Origin of the sequence: Pseudomonas cyclaminis, assembly GCF_015163715.1 — a bacterium.
Lineage (GTDB): Bacteria > Pseudomonadota > Gammaproteobacteria > Pseudomonadales > Pseudomonadaceae > Aquipseudomonas > Aquipseudomonas cyclaminis.
In genome coordinates, this window is sequence record NZ_JADDUM010000051.1 from 1 (window position 1) to 17386 (window position 17386).

Genomic DNA, 17386 nt, shown 5'->3' on the forward strand with positions numbered 1-17386 from the left:
CCCCTCCCACACTCAAACCGTGTGAAGCCGACTTATTGAGCCGCAGATTTCGTAGGTGCGCCCAGTTTGCTGCGCGACATCGCTACGTCGAAGAGGTAGTGGGGGCCTCCCACATGGATCTGCCTCTGCCTGACGCTAGTCAGTAGTCGTCGCCACGCTCCGTCACATCCCGCTCCACCGGCCCCGCGTCCGGGTCATAGCCCACCGGGAACTTGCCCTTCAAGGTCCACGCAAACGCAATGATCTCGGCAATCGTGCGGTACAACTCCTCCGGAATACTGTCGCCCAGCTCCATGCGTGCCAGCAGCTTCACCAGTTCAGCGTTTTCATAGATCGGCACTTCATTTTCACGCGCCAATTTCAGGATGGCTTCGGCCAGGGCATCGTCGCCCTTGGCAGTGAGCGTCGGCGCCTGTTGGCCGTCGTATTTAAGGGCAATCGCCTGGCGTGGCGGGTTTGCGTTGTTCATGCGGTTTCATCCACCCAGCGTTGCTCCAGTCCGGTTTTCGGCCCGCGTGGCGGCGTGCCGAGGTGGCAATCCAGGTCGCCGACGTTGATGCCGGAGGTCACCAGCCGCTCGCGCAGGCTGCCCAAATGGCTTTCGATCAGGCTGGCGGTGAACGGGCGGGTTGCCCACAGTTGGCTGGACAGTTTGCCCTGGGTCAGTTGCGCCTGGACCTGCAATGGCCCCAGCGGCTCCATATCGAACGCCAACTCGACGCGCCAGAGCATTTGCTTGGGGTCTTTTCTGTCCTTGCGTTCGGGCTGGTCCTTGTCCTGCGCCGGTTCCTCGCGCTGGAACTTGACCTGCAAGGGCACGATGTCCTGCAGGGTGCGCATGGGGATTTCCAGCTGCCAGGTGGTTTGCAGGCGGCCATCGGCAGTGGTGCCGGTTTGTTCCAGGCTCGACAGTTGATGGCTCTGCAAGCGGGAGATAGCCCCGGCAGCCAGGCGCAGCAGGTTCTCCAGGTCGCCTTCGCCTTCCAGTTTGGCCATCAGCCGTTCCGGCAGTGGGAAGCCAACTGGCGCCTGTCGTGCGCTGACTTGGCCGAGCGTATTCAGCGGGCTGCGCACGAAATTCGGCATCACCTGGGCCAGGGTGTTGGCGGCAAGGATCGCATTCAAGTTGGTGCTGGTGGGCAGGGCAGGCAGCAGATCCGCGACCAGGCGCAGCAGCGCGCCCTTCATATCCAGGGGCGGCACTTGCGGGTTTTGCCCGGCGAGCAGCTTGGCTTCAAGAAACGCGCCGCTGTTCTGGACCACCTGGGCCAGCACCTTGGGATTACTCACCTGGGCCAGGTCCGGCAGGGCGGCGAGCAAGCGGTCGGCGGCGGCGCGCAGGTCGACCGACGTGCTGTCGCCACGGGGCAGGTTTTGCAACGCGGTGAACACCGCATCCAGCGAGCCTTGCCGACTTTGCTGAGTCGAGAGTTGTTGGGTGACGGCCAATTGATCCTTGAGCCCGCTCAACGGTACGAAGCTCAGGGTCTGCGCGTTCTGCACCACGGCGCTGAGCAGGCTGCCCACGCGCAGGGGCTGAGGGCTTTCCACCGTCAGCGTCGCACCGGCCAGGGCGTTGTTGAGCACCGTCACCAGCGAGCGGTAGATCGCTGGTTGTGCAGTGCCCTGGGGCAACATCTGGGTGGTCAGCACCTTGGCCTGCAACAGCGTGCCCACTGGCATCTGATTAGTGTCGAGGCGGGTCAGGGCCGCCACATTGGCGCTCAAGGCCTGTTGCAAGCTCAAGGTCAGGTTGCCCGCCGGCGTCTGGCTCACTGCCACATTGCTACCCAATGGCAACGGCTGGGCGCTGCTGGCTTGCACCAGGGTCTGGCGGCCGCCTTCAAGGGTCAGCTTGAGCAGAAGCTGAAAGGCTTCACCGCCTTGTTTAAGCGCGATGACCTCGGCGTTCGCGGTTTTTCCCGGGTCGATCAGCCCGATCTGCGGCTCCAGCAGTTTCAACAATTCACCCGTCGCAGGCGCGGGGCTTTGCCCGGCTGTCGGGGTGGGAGGGAGCGTAGGAAGGTTGATCTCGCCGGTCATCGTGCGCATCGTCTCTGGGGAAATTGCCCTCTTTAGAGTAGGGCATCGCATGTATAATGCCGCCCGTCTGCAAAGAGAGCGGTAAAAACCTCACAACTATTTGATCCAGCTCTCTAAAATCGGTCGCCAAAGCCGTTATTGTGCATCTCTCTTTAACGGCCGCTGCACCGCCGACTTGAACCGTAAAGGCCCGCGATCTCTTGACCAGCCCTCTTCTTGAAGCCGTAGCGCTTGCCTGTGAACGCGACTTGCGCCTGCTGTTCGAGCACCTCGACCTGCGTGTGGCGGGTGGCGATATGGTGCAGGTCAGCGGCCCCAACGGCAGTGGCAAGACCAGTCTGCTGCGCCTGCTGGCCGGGCTGATGCAGCCGACGGCGGGCGAAGTACGGCTCAACGGTAAACCCCTCGGCGAACAACGGACTGAACTGGCGCGAAACCTGATCTGGATCGGCCACGCCGCCGGCATCAAGGACGTGCTCACCGCCGAAGAAAACCTCAGCTGGCTCAGCGCCCTGCATCATCGGGCCTCCCGTGACGCCATCTGGCAGGCCCTGGCCACTGTCGGTCTCAAGGGCTTTGAAGACGTTCCTTGCCACACCCTGTCTGCCGGCCAACAGCGCCGCGTGGCCCTGGCGCGCCTGTATCTGCCGGGCCCGCCGTTGTGGATTCTCGACGAGCCTTTCACCGCCCTGGATAAACAAGGTGTCGCCCAATTGGAAGAGCACCTGGCGCGGCATTGCGAGCAGGGCGGCACCGTGCTGCTCACCACCCACCACACCCTGGCTCGCATGCCCGCCGGTTACCGCGACCTCGACCTGGGCCGGTGGTCGGCATGAGTGTCTTCGCCCTGCTGGTCGCCCGTGAAGCGCGGCTGTTGTGCCGTCGCCCGGCTGAATTGGCCAACCCGCTGGTGTTCTTTGCCATCGTGATTGCGCTGTTCCCGCTGGCGGTCGGGCCCGAGACTAAACTGTTGCAAACCTTGTCTCCGGGACTGGTGTGGGTGGCGGCGCTTTTATCGGTTCTGCTCTCGCTGGACGGGCTGTTTCGCAGTGATTTCGAAGACGGTTCCCTGGAACAGTGGGTCCTTTCGTCGCACCCTTTGCCACTTCTGGTACTGGCCAAGGTGCTGGCACACTGGGCTTTTTCCGGCCTCGCGCTAGTCTTGCTCTCGCCGCTGTTGGCGATGATGCTGGGCTTGCCCGTTGAATGCCTGCCGATATTGCTTCTGTCCTTGTTACTCGGCACGCCAGTGCTCAGCCTGTTGGGGGCCGTGGGCGCAGCGTTGACCGTCGGTTTGAAGCGCGGTGGCCTGTTATTGGCCCTGTTGATTCTGCCGTTGTACATCCCGGTACTGATCCTCGGCAGCGGCGCTTTGCAGGCCGCGCTCATGGGCATGCCGGCGACCGGTTACCTCCTGTGGCTTGGTAGCCTGACCGCCCTGGCGGTAACCCTGACACCCTTTGCCATAGCCGCCGGCCTGAAGATCAGCGTCGGTGAATAATGAGGTCTGACCCAGCGTGACACGCTGAGTCAGTAAAGACCCTACGCTTCTCGTCATGACGCGAAGCAACCGTGAGAAACAGCAATGAACTGGACCTGGTTTCACAAGCTTGGCTCGCCCAAATGGTTCTATGGCATCAGCGGCAAACTGCTGCCGTGGTTGAGCCTCTTCGCCGTGTTGCTGATCGGCATCGGCCTGGTCTGGGGCCTGGCTTTCGCGCCGCCGGATTACCAGCAAGGCAACAGCTTTCGCATCATCTATATCCACGTGCCCGCCGCGATGCTCGCCCAGTCCTGCTACGTGATGCTGGCGGTGTGCGGCATTGTCGGCCTGGTGTGGAAGATGAAGCTGGCCGACGTGGCCCTGCAATGCGCCGCGCCCATCGGCGCGTGGATGACCGCCGTGGCGCTGGTCACCGGTGCGATCTGGGGCAAACCCACCTGGGGTTCGTGGTGGGTGTGGGATGCACGACTAACGTCCATGTTGATCCTGCTGTTCCTGTACTTCGGTCTGATTGCCCTGGGCAACGCGATCAGTAATCGTGACAGCGCCGCCAAGGCCTGCGCGGTACTGGCGATTGTCGGCGTGATCAACATCCCGATCATCAAATACTCGGTGGAGTGGTGGAACACCCTGCACCAGGGCGCCACCTTCACCCTCACCGAAAAACCGGCGATGCCCGTGGAAATGTGGGCGCCGTTGCTGTTGATGGTGCTGGGGTTCTACTGCTTCTTCGGCGCCGTGCTGCTGATGCGCATGCGCCTTGAAGTGCTCAAGCGTGAAGCCCGCGCCAGTTGGGTCAAGGCCGAAGTGCAAACCTGCCTGGGAGCGCGTGGATGAGCTTTGCTTCTTTCAGTGATTTTCTCGCCATGGGCCACCACGGCCTGTATGTCTGGACGGCCTATGGCATTTGCCTGGCGGTGCTGGCCCTCAACGTCGCCGCGCCGATCCTGGCCCGCAAGCGTTACCTGCAACAAGAGGCGCGTCGTCTGCGCCGGGAGACCGAAAAGTGAATCCGCTGCGTAGAAAGCGTCTGTTGATCATCCTGGCCATTCTGGCCGGCGTCGGCATTGCCGTGGCCCTCGCCTTGAGCGCGCTGCAACAGAACATCAACCTGTTCTACACCCCGACCCAGATCGCCAATGGCGAAGCGCCTGTCGATACGCGCATCCGCGCCGGCGGCATGGTGGAGAAGGGCTCGCTGAAGCGCTCCGGCGACTCCCTCGACGTGACCTTCGTGGTCACCGACTTCAACAAGGCCGTGACCATCACCTACCGCGGCATCCTCCCGGACCTGTTCCGCGAAGGCCAGGGCATCGTTGCCCTGGGCAAGCTCAACGCCGAGGGCGTAGTGGTGGCCGATGAAGTGCTGGCCAAGCACGATGAGAAATACATGCCGCCGGAAGTCACCAAGGCTTTGAAAGACAGCGGCCAGTCCGCGCCAACACCCGTTAAGGAGGGTTGAGTGATGACGTCCGCACTGTTTATCCCCGAGTTGGGCCAGTTGGCGATGATCCTCGCCCTGTGCTTCGCCATCGTGCAGGCCGTGGTGCCGTTGCTCGGCGCCTGGCGTGGCGACCGCCTGTGGATGAGCCTGGCGCAGCCGGCCGCCTGGGGCCAGTTTGCGTTTCTGTTGTTTGCGTTTGGCTGCCTGACCTACGCCTTTATGACCGACGACTTTTCGGTCGCCTACGTCGCCAATAACTCCAACACCGCGCTGCCTTGGTACTACAAGTTCAGCGCCGTGTGGGGCGCCCACGAAGGTTCCTTGCTGCTGTGGGCGTTGATCCTCGGCGGCTGGACCTTTGCCGTGTCGGTGTTCTCGCGCCAACTGCCGCAAGTGATGCTGGCGCGGGTGCTGGCGGTGATGGGCATGATCAGCATTGGTTTTCTGCTGTTCCTGATCATGACCTCCAACCCGTTCAGCCGCATCCTGCCGCAGATCCCGTCGAACGGGCATGACCTCAACCCCTTGCTGCAGGACATCGGCCTGATCGTGCACCCGCCGATGCTGTACATGGGTTACGTCGGTTTCTCCGTGGCCTTCGCCTTCGCCATCGCCGCCTTGCTCGGCGGGCGCCTGGATGCCGCCTGGGCGCGCTGGTCGCGGCCGTGGACCATCGTCGCCTGGGCCTTCCTGGGGATTGGCATTACGTTGGGCTCCTGGTGGGCTTACTACGAACTCGGCTGGGGCGGCTGGTGGTTCTGGGACCCGGTGGAAAACGCCTCGTTCATGCCATGGTTGGTGGGCACCGCGCTGATTCACTCCCTGGCCGTCACTGAAAAGCGCGGCGTGTTCAAGAGCTGGACGGTGCTGCTGGCCATCGCCGCATTTTCCCTCAGCCTGCTCGGCACGTTCCTCGTGCGTTCAGGCGTACTGACTTCGGTGCACGCGTTTGCGTCCGACCCGGAGCGCGGCGTGTTCATCCTGATCTTCCTGCTGTTTGTGGTGGGCGGCTCACTCACCCTGTTCGCCCTGCGTGCGCCGGTGGTCAAGAGCCGCGTTGGCTTCAACCTGTGGTCGCGGGAAACCCTGCTGCTGGGCAACAACCTGGTGCTGGTGGTGGCTGCGTCGATGATCCTGCTCGGCACTCTTTACCCGCTGGTGCTGGATGCGCTGAGCGGTGCCAAGCTGTCCGTCGGCCCGCCGTATTTCAACGCGCTGTTTATCCCGTTGATGGGTTTGCTGATGGTGGTGATGGCGGTCGGCGTACTGGTGCGCTGGAAAGACACACCGGTGAAATGGCTGGCCGGCATGCTGATGCCGGTACTGCTGGGCAGCGTCGCGCTGGCCGTGATCGCCGGTATTGCCTATGGCGATTTCAACTGGGCGGTACTGGCCACCTTTATGCTCGCCGCCTGGGTGCTGCTGGCCGGTGTGCGCGACATCTTCGACAAGACCCGCCACAAAGGCTTGATCAAAGGCCTGCCGACGCTGACCCGCAGCTACTGGGGCATGCAGATCGCCCACATTGGCATCGCCGTGTGTGCGCTGGGCGTGGTGCTCTCCAGCCAGAACAGCGCCGAACGCGACCTGCGCCTGGCGCCGGGCGAGTCCATGGACCTGGGCGGTTACCAGTTCATCTTTGAGGGCGCCAAGCACTTTGAAGGGCCGAATTTCACGTCCGACAGAGGCACCGTGCGGGTAATGCGCGACGGTAAGGAAATCAGCGTGCTGCACCCGGAAAAACGCCTCTACACCGTGCAGAGCTCAATGATGACCGAAGCCGGTATCGACGCCGGTTTCACCCGTGACCTGTATGTGGCATTGGGCGAACCGTTGGGCGAGGGCGCCTGGGCCGTGCGCGTGCATGTGAAGCCGTTTGTGCGTTGGATCTGGTTCGGCGGTTTGCTCACCGGCTTTGGTGGTTTGCTGGCCGCGCTGGACCGGCGTTATCGGGTCAAGGTCAAGAGCCGGGTGCGTGAAGCCCTCGGTCTGCAAGGAGCGGCGGTATGAAGCGTTGGTTGATGGTGTTGCCGCTGGCGTTGTTCCTGGTGGTGGCGGTGTTCCTGTATCGCGGCCTGTACCTGGACCCGGCCGAGCTGCCTTCGGCCATGATCGGCAAGCCGTTCCCCGAGTTCTCGCTGTCGAACGTGCAAGGCGACAAGACGCTGACCCGTGCCGACCTGCTGGGCAAACCGGCGCTGGTCAACGTGTGGGGCACCTGGTGCATCTCCTGCCGCGTCGAACACCCGGTGCTCAACAAATTGGCCGAGAAGGGCGTGGTGATCTACGGCATCAACTACAAGGACGACAATGCAGCAGCCTTGAAATGGTTGGCCGAGTTCCACAACCCATACCAGCTGGATATCCGTGATGAAGACGGTAATCTCGGCCTCAACCTCGGCGTCTACGGTGCCCCGGAGACCTTCTTTATCGACGCCAAGGGCGTGATCCGCGACAAGTACGTCGGCGTGATCGACGAAGTTGTGTGGCGCGAGCAACTGGCCGCCAAGTACCAGGCGCTGGTCGATGAGGCCAAGCCATGAAGCGTCTGTTAGCCGCTGCCGTGCTGGCGCTGGGCTTGGTCGGTGTGGCCCACGGGGCCATCGACACCTACGAGTTTGCCAAGGACGGTGATCGCGAACGTTTTCGCGAACTGACCAAGGAACTGCGCTGCCCCAAGTGCCAGAACCAGGACATCGCCGACTCCAACGCGCCCATCGCCGCCGACCTGCGTAAAGAGATCTTCCGCATGCTGGGTGAGGGCAAGGACAACCAGCAGATCATCGACTTCATGGTCGACCGCTACGGCGATTTCGTGCGCTACAAACCGGCCCTCACCGGCAAGACCGCGCTGCTCTGGTTCGGCCCCGCCGGGTTGTTGTTGGCGGGCGTGGTCGTCATGGCGGTGATCGTGCGCCGTCGCCGCGCCGCGCCAACCGATGGTTCCGACGCACTGTCCCCCGAAGAGCGTAAACGCCTCGACCAACTGCTGGACACCAAGACTGATGATTGATTTCTGGCTCGCAGCCGGCTTGCTGCTTCTGATTGCCCTGAGTTTCCTGCTGATCCCCGTGTTGCGCGGCCGCCGTGCCCAGCGCGAAGAGGATCGCACCGCGCTGAACGTGGCGCTGTACCAGGAACGTGTTGCCGAGCTGCAAGTGCAGCAGGACGAAGGCGTGCTCAACGCCGCACAACTCGACACCGGTCGTGCCGAAGCGGCCCGCGAACTGCTGGCTGATACCGAAGGCGTCGAAAAGCCCCGCGAATCCCGCCTGGGCAAACCGCTGCCGTTGCTCGCCGCCGTCCTCGTCCCCGTGCTTGGCTTGGGCCTGTACCTGCACTTTGGTGCCAGCGACAAAGTCGAACTGACTCGCGAATTCTCCCAGCCGCCGGTGTCCATGGAGGACATGACCCAGCGCCTGGAACGTGCCGCTGCCGCCCAGCCGGACTCGGCCGAAGGCCTGTACTTCCTCGGTCGCGCCTACATGGCCCAGGACCGTTCGGCGGATGCGGCCAGAATCTTCGAACGTACCGTGGCGCTGGCTGGCCGCCAGCCGGAGCTGCTTGGCCAGTGGGCCCAGGCGCAATACTTTGCTGACAATAAGCAGTGGTCGCCCCAGGTTCAGGCGTTGACCGATGAAGCCCTGAAGCTGGATCCGAAGGAAGTCACCAGCCTTGGTCTGTTGGGTATCGCGGCGTTCGAAGGCAAGCGCTATCAGGAGGCGATTGATTACTGGACCCGCTTGCTGGCCCAACTGCCACCGCAAGACAATTCCCGTGCCGCGCTGCAAGGCGGCATCGACCGGGCAGCACAAAGCCTGAAGGAAAGCGGGGGCACCGTCGCCCAAAAAGCCGTGCTGAAGGTGCGGGTGGACGTGTCCGCCGACGTGAAGGCCAAGGCGCTGCCGACCGACACTGTGTTCATCTTCGCCCGCGCCGTCAGTGGCCCTCCGGCACCGTTGGCGGCCAAACGCGTCACCGTCGCCGAACTGCCCGTCACCGTCGAACTGGGCGACGCCGACGCGATGATGCCGCAATTGAAACTGTCCAACTTCGCCGAAGTCCAACTGGTTGCGCGCATATCCCGGGCCGGTCTTCCGACCTCTGGCGAGTGGATCGGCCGCAGCCAACCCCTGGCCAGCAGCAGCACTGCACTGCAACAGCTGACCATCGACAGTCCGGACCAGTAATTCTTGAGGAAACGCCCATGACGACCGCATTCGCACGCATCACTCTGCTCAGCCTGATAGTGGGCTTGAGCGCCTGTGCGGTCCATCGACCACCTTCTGGCCCGACCGGCCCGACTATCCCGCCGTCCGGTCCTTCGACTCAACCGAGCACCAAGCCGTCCGGCCCGGTTACCCCGCCGCCAAAGCCTGTGCCGAGCAAATCGCCGACGTTTGCCCCACCACCGGGCGCCGCCAGCCACTGGGACGGCAAGATGCAGGTCTACGTGCTCGATGACCAGCCGGACACCTTCTACCGCCAGCGCACCTAATACCGCTGGAGCAACGGCTGGAGCCGCTCCATCAGCCCCAACGGACCGTGGGAAGACACCAACGTGCAAGGCGTGCCGCCGGGGCTGAGCAAGCAGTACGCGCAATGACAAAAGGCGACCTGAGGGTCGCCTTTTTTTCGAGTTGAAATCCGTTCTTTCACACACAACAGCTCCAATATGGACGTGGTGCTTGCCCCGCGTTGGTCATGGGTTCTACCCATTTCGCGCAAAGGGTTTGCTTACGGATATAAAAGAGGGCGAGCTGCACGCAGACGGGACGTCCGGGGAATGGAAACCCGGCGGGGCAGCCCCGCTGCGTACCGCTCGGCCGGCAGTATGAGTACCTGCCCGTGCGGCTGCTGTAGGCCAAGTCCGGTTTCTCACCTTTGCCGCTGGTGAAAGGGCCACGCTGATGGGAGGGATTAGTGGATATACTTTCCAGTGACTACCATCCGGCCAGCCTGTAGTGAAACACGTCTGGCGACAGGCAAAGAGGGTGTTTTGATGGCAGGCAGGTTGATCTATCTCATCGGACCATCGGGCTCAGGCAAAGACAGCCTGCTGGATGCCGCCCGTGCGCGTCTGGCCCAGCGTGGCTGTCGCATTGTGCGAAGGGTGATCACCCGTTCGGCGGAAGCCGTGGGCGAAGCCGCCCAGGGCGTGAGCCCGGAGCAGTTTGCCACGCTGGACGCCGACGGCGCGTTTGCCCTCAGCTGGCACGCCAATGGGTTGTCCTACGGCATTCCCAAGGACATCGACGCCTGGCTCGCAGCGGGGGACGACGTGCTGGTCAACGGCTCGCGTGCGCACTTGGCGCAGGCTCGCGCACGTTATCCGCAGTTGCTGGTGCTGCTGTTGACCGTGGATCAAGCCGAGCTGCGCCAACGCTTGATTGCACGGGGGCGTGAATCCCTGGCGGATATCGAGGAACGCCTGGCGCGCAATGCGCGGTTTACCCAAGCGCTGATCGCCGGCAATGGTCCGGGGTTATTCGTGCTGGATAATTCCGGCCCCTTGGAGCATACCGTCGACCGCTTGCTGTGCTGCCTGGATCTAGGGCATTCGGTCTACGCCTGAAGCTGCTCCGGCGCCAGCCGGCCTTGCGGCCTGCGCGGGCTCATTCGGTTACTGGCCCTCGCTCAACATTCGGTAAAACACCCGTCAGTCGGGCTGACGCATTAAGGACCTGCCCTTGGGTACGGTCCTAAGCATCAGAAAACGCGCCGGGTTGTTTCAGTTTTAAGGAGAGCATTCATGCAATACCCAATCTGTATCGAATGGGGCGATGACTTTACCGCCACCGGTATTCAGATCCCCGATATTCCAGGCGCTGTCACCGCCGGGGACAGTTTTGAAGAGGCTTACAACGCTGCCGTGGAAGTGGCGCATATCCTGCTGCAGGAGATCGCCGCGCAGGGTGGGACGATTCCGATGCCAACGTCAGTCGCGAACCATCACGCTCATGAGGACTACGCGGGGATGGGCTGGGGGATGCTGGAGTTGGACATCTCGCCCTACCTGGGTAAGACCGAGAAGGTCAATGTGACCTTACCCGGTTATGTCATCCAACGCATCGACCGTTACGTGCGCGAGCACAAAGTCAAAAGTCGCTCGTCATTTCTGGCGGATGCCGCGTTGGAAAAATTAGTGCGTTCTTGACCTGCAACCGGCCGTTGTGAGCACTAACGGGCGGCCTGAAAACGTTGAGTAAACATATCGTCGCAAGATTGAAAAACACCTGTTGACGTTACCAGGCAGTGTTTAAATTTTGTTTTTTTGTTGTTAAAACAAAATGTTATCGAAACGATGTTTGTGTATTTGAATATTTAAATTGCAACCGAATTCCCTGTTTTTTGAGCCTTTGTTGCACGGCGTAGAAGTGACTTGGTCAGAGATGGAATAAGGATTGTCTGACTTTTTTTGGTATGCGACGTTAATTTGCGGTGTCGATTTGTTCGGTGCTGGATAACCCGGACGTCATTGGCAGGGATAGCTAAGCGACTCAATTCGATACGCGTCTTTACTAAAATTGACGAGTCTCATGCCATGAAAATTTTTGATTCCTGTTGTACCAATACCCCGCTGGGTTTGCCTATGTCGGACGCAGGTCCGTATGGAGCCGGTGCCGGTAACAAGCCGTCTTTTACGACAGACCAGGCAGGCAAACAAATCACGCGGGACGGCTTACGTTTTCATGATCGCAACGGTGATCAAAAGGTGGACCTGCAGTACACGGTAGACAAGAGCTTCAACAACCAGCAGCAGCAACGTGTGCGCCAGGCAGTCCAGTCCTGGCAGGACGTGGCCAATATCAACTTTCGCGAGCAGGCAAACGGCACCGACGGCATGCTCAGTATCCACAACAACCCTCGCGGGGATCGCGGCGTTGCCACTTCACCCAATCGCTCCAATGCCCGTACCACGGCGACGATCGGTACGCTGGGAGGGGGGAGTTCACCGGCGCTGGGCAGCCATTTTTCGGTGACTGCTGTGCATGAAATCGGCCATGCCATCGGTCTGCAACATCCGGGGAACTACAACGGCGGCAATCCCCATTATGAACAGGGTGCAGTCTACGCCCAGGATACAAAGGCCCGCACGGTGATGAGCTATTGGTCGGAGAAGCATCAGGCTGGCCATGACTTCAAGGGGCTCAATCCGTCGGCCCCGATGATGGATGACATTGCTGCGGTGCAACGTCTCTACGGCGCCAACTACCAGACACGTAATACCGACACCGTCTATGGCTTCAATTCCAATACCGAGCGCGAGGTGCTGAGCCTTAAAAGCGCCCGGGACAAACCCATCTTCTGCGTTTGGGATGGTGGGGGGAACGATACCTTGGACTTTTCCGGCTTCTCACAGGACCAGAACATCAACCTGAATGCCGAATCCTTCTCGGATGTGGGCGGTTTGAGGGGCAATGTGTCCATTGCCAAGGGCTGCACGGTGGAAAATGCCATCGGTGGTGCTGGCCGCGACACGCTGGTCGGCAATGAGGCCGCCAATCGACTCAAGGGTGGCCTCGGTGCCGACAGGTTAAGGGGAGGGGGCGGTGCCGACACGTTTGTCTACGATAAGGCCAGCGACTCCACGCCCCAGAGTCCCGACCTGATCGAGGACTTTACCAGTGGCACCGACAAGATCGACGTGTCGGGCGCCTTGAAAGAGGCAGGTGTGCGGGCGCTGGTGTTTACCGAACGGTTCAGCGGTCGACCCGGTGAGGCGGTGCTCAAACATGACCCGGGCACGGGCCTGTCTAGCCTGGCCATCGACCTTAAAGGCACCGGCAGTGCGGACCTGCTGGTCAAGAGCAAAGGCGGCATCAGGCAAACCGATGTGCTGTGGAGCGGTCAGGCGCCGGAGATACGGCCTGTACCCACGCCGGCTCCAACCCCAACCCCAACCCCAACCCCAACCCCGGACAAGGTACCGGACCAACCGACCGGGGTGGTGGAAGCACTTGCCAGGACCCTGGCGACGTTCCTGATGCAGTTGCTGCGTTTGTTCACGCCATCGTCTGCCGAGGCAACTGCTGGAAGGGCCCAGTCGTAGCCTCACCCGTCACAGACTCAACCCGGTGTGCCATCCCCTCAGGCGGTGGCCACCGACGTCTGGCGCGACGCACTGACGAAACGCAACAACGCCACCAGCGGGAATGCACTCCCCACCATCATCACCCCCAGCCAACCGCCGTGTTCGTACACGCTGCTGGCAATCGCCGAACCGAAAGCACCGCCGATGAAGATGCTGGTCATGTACAGCGCGTTCAAACGGCTGCGGCTATGGGCGTCGAGGGCATAGACGGCGCGTTGGCCGAGGACCATGTTCATCTGCACGCAGAAGTCCAGGACCACACCGGTCACCGCCAGGCCGATCACGCTGTACAGCGGATGCACAAACGCAGGCAGGAAGCTCAACACCGCGAACAGCATCGCCAGCAACGAAGCGCGGTGAGTGTGACCGGCATCCGCCAGGCGCCCTGCAATGGGCGCGGCGATGGCGCCCAGTGCGCCGACCAGGGCGAACAGGGCGATTTCGCTCTGGCTCAGGCCATGATTACGCGCCAGTTCCAGGGGCACTGCGGTCCAGAACAGACTGAAGGTGGCAAACATGCAGCCTTGGTAAAACGCGCGTTGGCGCAGCACCGGCTGGCGCCGCAACAAAGTGCCCAGCGAGCCCAGCAATTGGCCGTAACTGGCGCTGTGATCGGGTTGGCGCTTGGGGATCGTGAGCATCAACACCACGCTGATAAACGCCATCAACCCCGCCGCGGCCATGAACATCGCACGCCAGCCGAAGTGGTCCGCCACGACGCTGGACACCGGCCGTGCCAGCAGGATACCCAGCAGCAAACCGCCCATGATGCTGCCGACCACGCGGCCACGGGACTCAGCGGGCGCCAGGTGCGCGGCCAGCGGGATCAGGATCTGCACCGACACCGAACTGAAACCGATCAGCAGCGACACCAGCAGGAACAGGTTCGGCTGTTCGGTGAACGCTGCGCCCAGCAGGCTGGCGATGGCCACCACGGTGGTGAGGATCATCAGCTTGCGGTTTTCCAGCAGGTCGCCCAACGGCACCAGGAAGAACAGCCCCAAGGCATAACCGATCTGCGTCAGCGACACGATCAGGCTGGCCATGGCCGGCGTAAGGCCGATGTCCGGGGCGATCAGTTCGATGATCGGCTGTGCGTAGTAAATGTTGGCGACGATGGCGCCACAGCAGAACGCAAACAGCATCACCATCCCGCGGGTCATGGTGCTTGCAGCGTGGGGGGTGGCATTCATGGTGGTCTCATAAAAGCGAGGGAAGATGGCGAGCGAGAGTAAAGGCAAGGCGTCAGCGCGGGTAGGGCGCTTGGGGTGATATCACTTATGCTGGCTGATGATACATCTAGAAACAACTGAGCGGACAGAACACCACCTATCCAGCTGCCATGCCAAGAACCAAATGTGGGAGGGGGCTTGCCCCCGATTGCGGAGTGTCAGTCACTGGATGTAGTGGCTGACACATTGCTATCGGGGGCAAGCCCCCTCCCACATTGTTCAGTTATTGACCGGAGTAGATCTGGTCGAAAACCCCACCATCATTGAAGTGGGTCTTTTGCACCGTGCGCCAGTCACCAAAGGTCTTTTCCACCGACAGGAAGTCGACTTTCGGGAAGCGGTCGGTGTACTTGGCCAGCACTTTCGGATCACGCGGGCGCAGGTAGTTGTTGGCGGCGATTTCCTGGCCTTCTGGCGACCACAGGTACTTCAAGTAGTCTTCGGCGGCCACGCGGGTGCCTTTCTTTTCGACCACTTTGTCGACCACCGACACGGGCGGCTCGGCTTCGGCAGAGACGCTTGGGTAGATGACTTCGAACTGATCACGGCCAAATTCACGGGCGATCATTTCGGCTTCGTTCTCGAAGGTCACCAGCACGTCGCCAATCTGGTTGGTCATGAACGTGGTGGTGGCGGCGCGGCCACCGGTATCCAGCACAGGCGCTTGCTTGAACAACTTGCCGACGAAGGTCTTGGCTTTCTCTTCATCGCCGCCGTTCTTGAGCACATAGCCCCAGGCCGACAGGTAGGTATAGCGGCCATTACCCGAGGTCTTCGGGTTGGGCACGATCACTTGCACGCCGTCCTTGAGCAGATCCGGCCAATCCTTCAGGGCCTTGGGGTTGCCTTTGCGCACGATGAACACGGTGGCGGAAGTGAACGGCGCGCTGTTGTTCGGCAGGCGCGTGACCCAGTTGTCCGGCACCAGTTTGCCGTTGTCGGCGAGGGCATTGATGTCGGTGGCCATGTTCATGGTGATCACGTCAGCCGGCAGGCCGTCGATCACCGAGCGTGCTTGTTTGCTGGAACCGCCGAAGGACATTTGCAGGGTCAATTTGTCGTTCGGGTGCTCGGCTTCCCAATGTTTCTGGAAGGCGGCGTTGTAGTCCTTGTAGAAATCGCGCATGACGTCGTAGGAGACGTTGAGCAGTGTGACCGGTGCGGCGTGCACGGCGCCCGCCAGGGCAAGGCCGGCGGCCAGGAGAGAGGCGCTAACGAGTTTTTTCACTGCTCATTCCTTGTTGTTCGAAAGAAGGGGGTAAGGCCATTTGCCAGCGACTATAGCCGGGGCGTCATAGTCGCTTAAAGATTAAAAAGAACTTTGCTTATTCCACTTTCTTAAAAAGATTACTGCCGCAACGCGAACAGAACGCGGCGTTGGGCTCGTGGCTGTTTTTCTTGCACACCGGGCAGTCGGTTTGCAGCTGTTCACCGCGCATGGCACTGGCCAGTTCGGCGGTGAAAATCCCGGTGGGCACGGCGATGATCGAGTAACCGGTGATCATCACCAGTGACGAAATCACCTGGCCCAGTGGCGTCTTCGGCACGATATCGCCAAAGCCCACAGTGGTCAGCGTCACGATGGCCCAATAGATGCCCTTGGGAATGCTGGTAAACCCGTGTTCCGGGCCTTCGATCACGTACATCAAGGTGCCGAATACCGTCACCAGCGTGCACACGCTCACCAGGAACACCACAATCTTCTGCTTGCTGCCGCGCAGCGCCGCCATCAGGTAGTTGGCCTGCTTGAGGTACGGGCTGAGCTTGAGCACCCGGAAGATCCGCAGCATGCGGATGATGCGGATGATCAGCAGGTACTGCGCGTCGCTGTAATACAGCGCCAGGATGCCGGGCACAATGGCGAGCAAATCCACCAGCCCGTAAAAACTGAAGGCATAGCGCAAGGGCTTGGGCGAGCAATACAGGCGCAAGCCGTACTCGATCAGGAAGATGAAGGTGAAGCCCCACTCGATATACGCCAGCACATCGGCGTAGTTCTGGTGCACCTGGTCGATGCTGTCGAGCATCACGATCACCAGGCTGGCGAGGATGATCAGCAGCAGGATGCCGTCAAAGCGCCGTCCGGCCATGGTGTCACTCTGGAAAATCATGACGTAGAGCCGCTGGCGCCAGTCGTTGTTGCTGTCCATAAAACCCGCCCGAATCGAAGATCGAGCAAGCCTAGGGGGATTCGAAGGGGCTGTCCATGCGCGGTTTCTGAAGCATCCGGCAACCGGCGCGCACCAGCCAGCAGGCGAGGATAAACGGCGCAGTGAGCGCGGGCAGGTGCAGGGCGGCAAAGCCCGGCGTGAGCAGGCTGGCCAGGAGGATGCCGAGCAGCGGCAGCCAGGGTTGGCGACGCGACTGACTCAGGGCCAGGGCCGCGAGCGCGGGTTGTAGCTGTGCAGGCCGAGGAGGGCGCCGGTGCTGTCATCCAGCGCGACGCCGATCAGCACGCCGGCGCCGGCACCGATCAAGGCCCAGAGGGCTGCGCGGCGGTTGGCCAGCCACAGGCCAAGGGCAATCAATGCACCGGCCAGGGGCTGGTCCAGCAGCATGATTTGCGCCAGGCCAGTGAAGGGTGCGCTGAGCAATGCCAGAGCATCGGGTTCGCTCAGGGCGAAAGTGTTTGGCGCAGCAGTGCCCAGCAGCAGCCAACCCAGCATGACAAAGGGTGCGGTGTAGGCGGGCAAGCCATCCGGTTGCGTCGCGTGTTTAAGCCATTGCCGCGTCAGGATCGCACTCAAGCCGCCACACGCCAGGATCAGCGGCGGCAACAGGGCCGACCAGGCGAAATGCTGGCTGATCAACAGGCCCAGCAATACGCCGTTATAGCTATACAGACCGGCTTGGCGTTCAGCCTTGGGATACCCCCGGCGCTGGGCCGTGAGCAAACCGGCGACGCCACCCAGCAGCGCACCGCCGAGCAAGGCCGGAGCGCCGATCAGGATGGCCAGCAGGCACAGCAGGCCGCACAGCGGCTGGCGCTGGAGGAAGATTTGGCTGAAGCCGTTGAGCAGGGCTTCGGCCCAGTCGGGGCAGGTCTGGTTGTGCATGGTGGTTAGTCA

The 17386-nt window shown here is 61.6% G+C and carries 17 protein-coding genes and 2 pseudogenes; 13 read left to right on the forward strand and 6 right to left on the reverse strand.

The window, feature by feature from the left end:
• Window positions 1-139: 139 nt before the first annotated feature.
• Both IQK56_RS08440 and fliK read right to left on the reverse strand, forming a co-directional pair.
• Window positions 140-469 (reverse strand): EscU/YscU/HrcU family type III secretion system export apparatus switch protein, encoded by a 330-nt coding sequence (locus tag IQK56_RS08440; RefSeq protein WP_065939955.1) that lies wholly within the window; start codon window positions 467-469, stop codon window positions 140-142.
• Window positions 466-2043 (reverse strand): flagellar hook-length control protein FliK, encoded by a 1578-nt coding sequence (gene fliK, locus IQK56_RS08445; RefSeq protein ID WP_122306020.1) that lies wholly within the window; start codon window positions 2041-2043, stop codon window positions 466-468. The genes IQK56_RS08440 and fliK overlap by 4 nt, the downstream gene beginning before the upstream one ends.
• 200 nt (window positions 2044-2243) lie before the next feature.
• Between fliK and ccmA the strand changes: the two genes are divergently transcribed.
• The 13 genes and pseudogenes from ccmA (at window position 2244) to IQK56_RS08510 (ending at window position 13044) form a co-directional block, all read left to right on the forward strand.
• Window positions 2244-2879: a cytochrome c biogenesis heme-transporting ATPase CcmA gene (gene ccmA / locus IQK56_RS08450; RefSeq protein WP_150676795.1), complete on the forward strand. Its 636-nt coding sequence runs from the start codon at window positions 2244-2246 to the stop codon at window positions 2877-2879.
• On the forward strand, window positions 2876-3544 hold the full coding sequence (ccmB, locus tag IQK56_RS08455; RefSeq protein WP_034096629.1) for a heme exporter protein CcmB: 669 nt from the start codon (window positions 2876-2878) through the stop codon (window positions 3542-3544). Before ccmA ends, ccmB begins: the two co-directional genes overlap by 4 nt.
• 84 nt (window positions 3545-3628) lie before the next feature.
• The gene (locus tag IQK56_RS08460) at window positions 3629-4384 is read left to right on the forward strand and encodes a heme ABC transporter permease (protein WP_099586776.1); all 756 of its coding nucleotides are present in this window, start codon (window positions 3629-3631) and stop codon (window positions 4382-4384) included.
• A complete protein-coding gene (ccmD, locus tag IQK56_RS08465; protein WP_003172771.1) occupies window positions 4381-4557 on the forward strand; it encodes a heme exporter protein CcmD in 177 nt (58 codons plus the stop codon). Before IQK56_RS08460 ends, ccmD begins: the two co-directional genes overlap by 4 nt.
• Window positions 4554-5009, forward strand: a complete 456-nt coding sequence (gene ccmE / locus IQK56_RS08470; RefSeq protein WP_122306018.1) for a cytochrome c maturation protein CcmE — start codon at window positions 4554-4556, stop codon at window positions 5007-5009. The genes ccmD and ccmE overlap by 4 nt, the downstream gene beginning before the upstream one ends.
• 3 nt (window positions 5010-5012) lie before the next feature.
• Complete coding sequence (locus tag IQK56_RS08475) at window positions 5013-7001, forward strand: heme lyase CcmF/NrfE family subunit (protein ID WP_150761956.1); 1989 nt, start codon at window positions 5013-5015, stop codon at window positions 6999-7001.
• Window positions 6998-7534 (forward strand): DsbE family thiol:disulfide interchange protein, encoded by a 537-nt coding sequence (locus IQK56_RS08480; RefSeq protein WP_032889103.1) that lies wholly within the window; start codon window positions 6998-7000, stop codon window positions 7532-7534. Before IQK56_RS08475 ends, IQK56_RS08480 begins: the two co-directional genes overlap by 4 nt.
• Complete coding sequence (locus IQK56_RS08485) at window positions 7531-8004, forward strand: cytochrome c-type biogenesis protein (RefSeq protein WP_150676799.1); 474 nt, start codon at window positions 7531-7533, stop codon at window positions 8002-8004. The genes IQK56_RS08480 and IQK56_RS08485 overlap by 4 nt, the downstream gene beginning before the upstream one ends.
• Window positions 7997-9181 carry a c-type cytochrome biogenesis protein CcmI gene (gene ccmI, locus IQK56_RS08490; protein ID WP_150676800.1) on the forward strand — a complete coding sequence of 395 codons (1185 nt, stop codon included), beginning with the start codon at window positions 7997-7999 and terminating at the stop codon, window positions 9179-9181. Before IQK56_RS08485 ends, ccmI begins: the two co-directional genes overlap by 8 nt.
• Window positions 9182-9198: 17 nt before the next feature.
• Window positions 9199-9597: pseudogene (locus IQK56_RS08495) on the forward strand (hypothetical protein).
• A gap of 396 nt (window positions 9598-9993) precedes the next feature.
• The gene (phnN, locus tag IQK56_RS08500; RefSeq protein WP_150676802.1) at window positions 9994-10566 is read left to right on the forward strand and encodes a phosphonate metabolism protein/1,5-bisphosphokinase (PRPP-forming) PhnN; all 573 of its coding nucleotides are present in this window, start codon (window positions 9994-9996) and stop codon (window positions 10564-10566) included.
• A gap of 177 nt (window positions 10567-10743) precedes the next feature.
• Entirely contained in the window at window positions 10744-11148 is a 405-nt protein-coding gene (locus IQK56_RS08505; RefSeq protein WP_150676804.1) for a type II toxin-antitoxin system HicB family antitoxin, read from the forward strand.
• 558 nt (window positions 11149-11706) lie between these two features.
• Window positions 11707-13044 (forward strand): M10 family metallopeptidase C-terminal domain-containing protein, encoded by a 1338-nt coding sequence (locus tag IQK56_RS08510; protein ID WP_425274535.1) that lies wholly within the window; start codon window positions 11707-11709, stop codon window positions 13042-13044.
• A 38-nt stretch (window positions 13045-13082) separates the two neighbouring features.
• Here the strand turns inward: IQK56_RS08510 and IQK56_RS08515 are convergent, their stop codons facing one another.
• The 4 genes and pseudogenes from IQK56_RS08515 to IQK56_RS08530 form a co-directional block, all read right to left on the reverse strand.
• The gene (locus tag IQK56_RS08515) at window positions 13083-14279 is read right to left on the reverse strand and encodes an MFS transporter (protein WP_193861870.1); all 1197 of its coding nucleotides are present in this window, start codon (window positions 14277-14279) and stop codon (window positions 13083-13085) included.
• Window positions 14280-14541: 262 nt separating this feature from the next.
• Complete coding sequence (locus tag IQK56_RS08520) at window positions 14542-15546, reverse strand: sulfate ABC transporter substrate-binding protein (protein WP_122308219.1); 1005 nt, start codon at window positions 15544-15546, stop codon at window positions 14542-14544.
• 97 nt (window positions 15547-15643) lie between these two features.
• Window positions 15644-16468, reverse strand: coding sequence for an ion transporter (locus tag IQK56_RS08525; RefSeq protein WP_193861871.1), 825 nt, complete (start codon window positions 16466-16468; stop codon window positions 15644-15646).
• A gap of 31 nt (window positions 16469-16499) precedes the next feature.
• Window positions 16500-17374 (reverse strand): annotated as a pseudogene (locus IQK56_RS08530) (urea transporter).
• Window positions 17375-17386 lie beyond the last annotated feature (12 nt).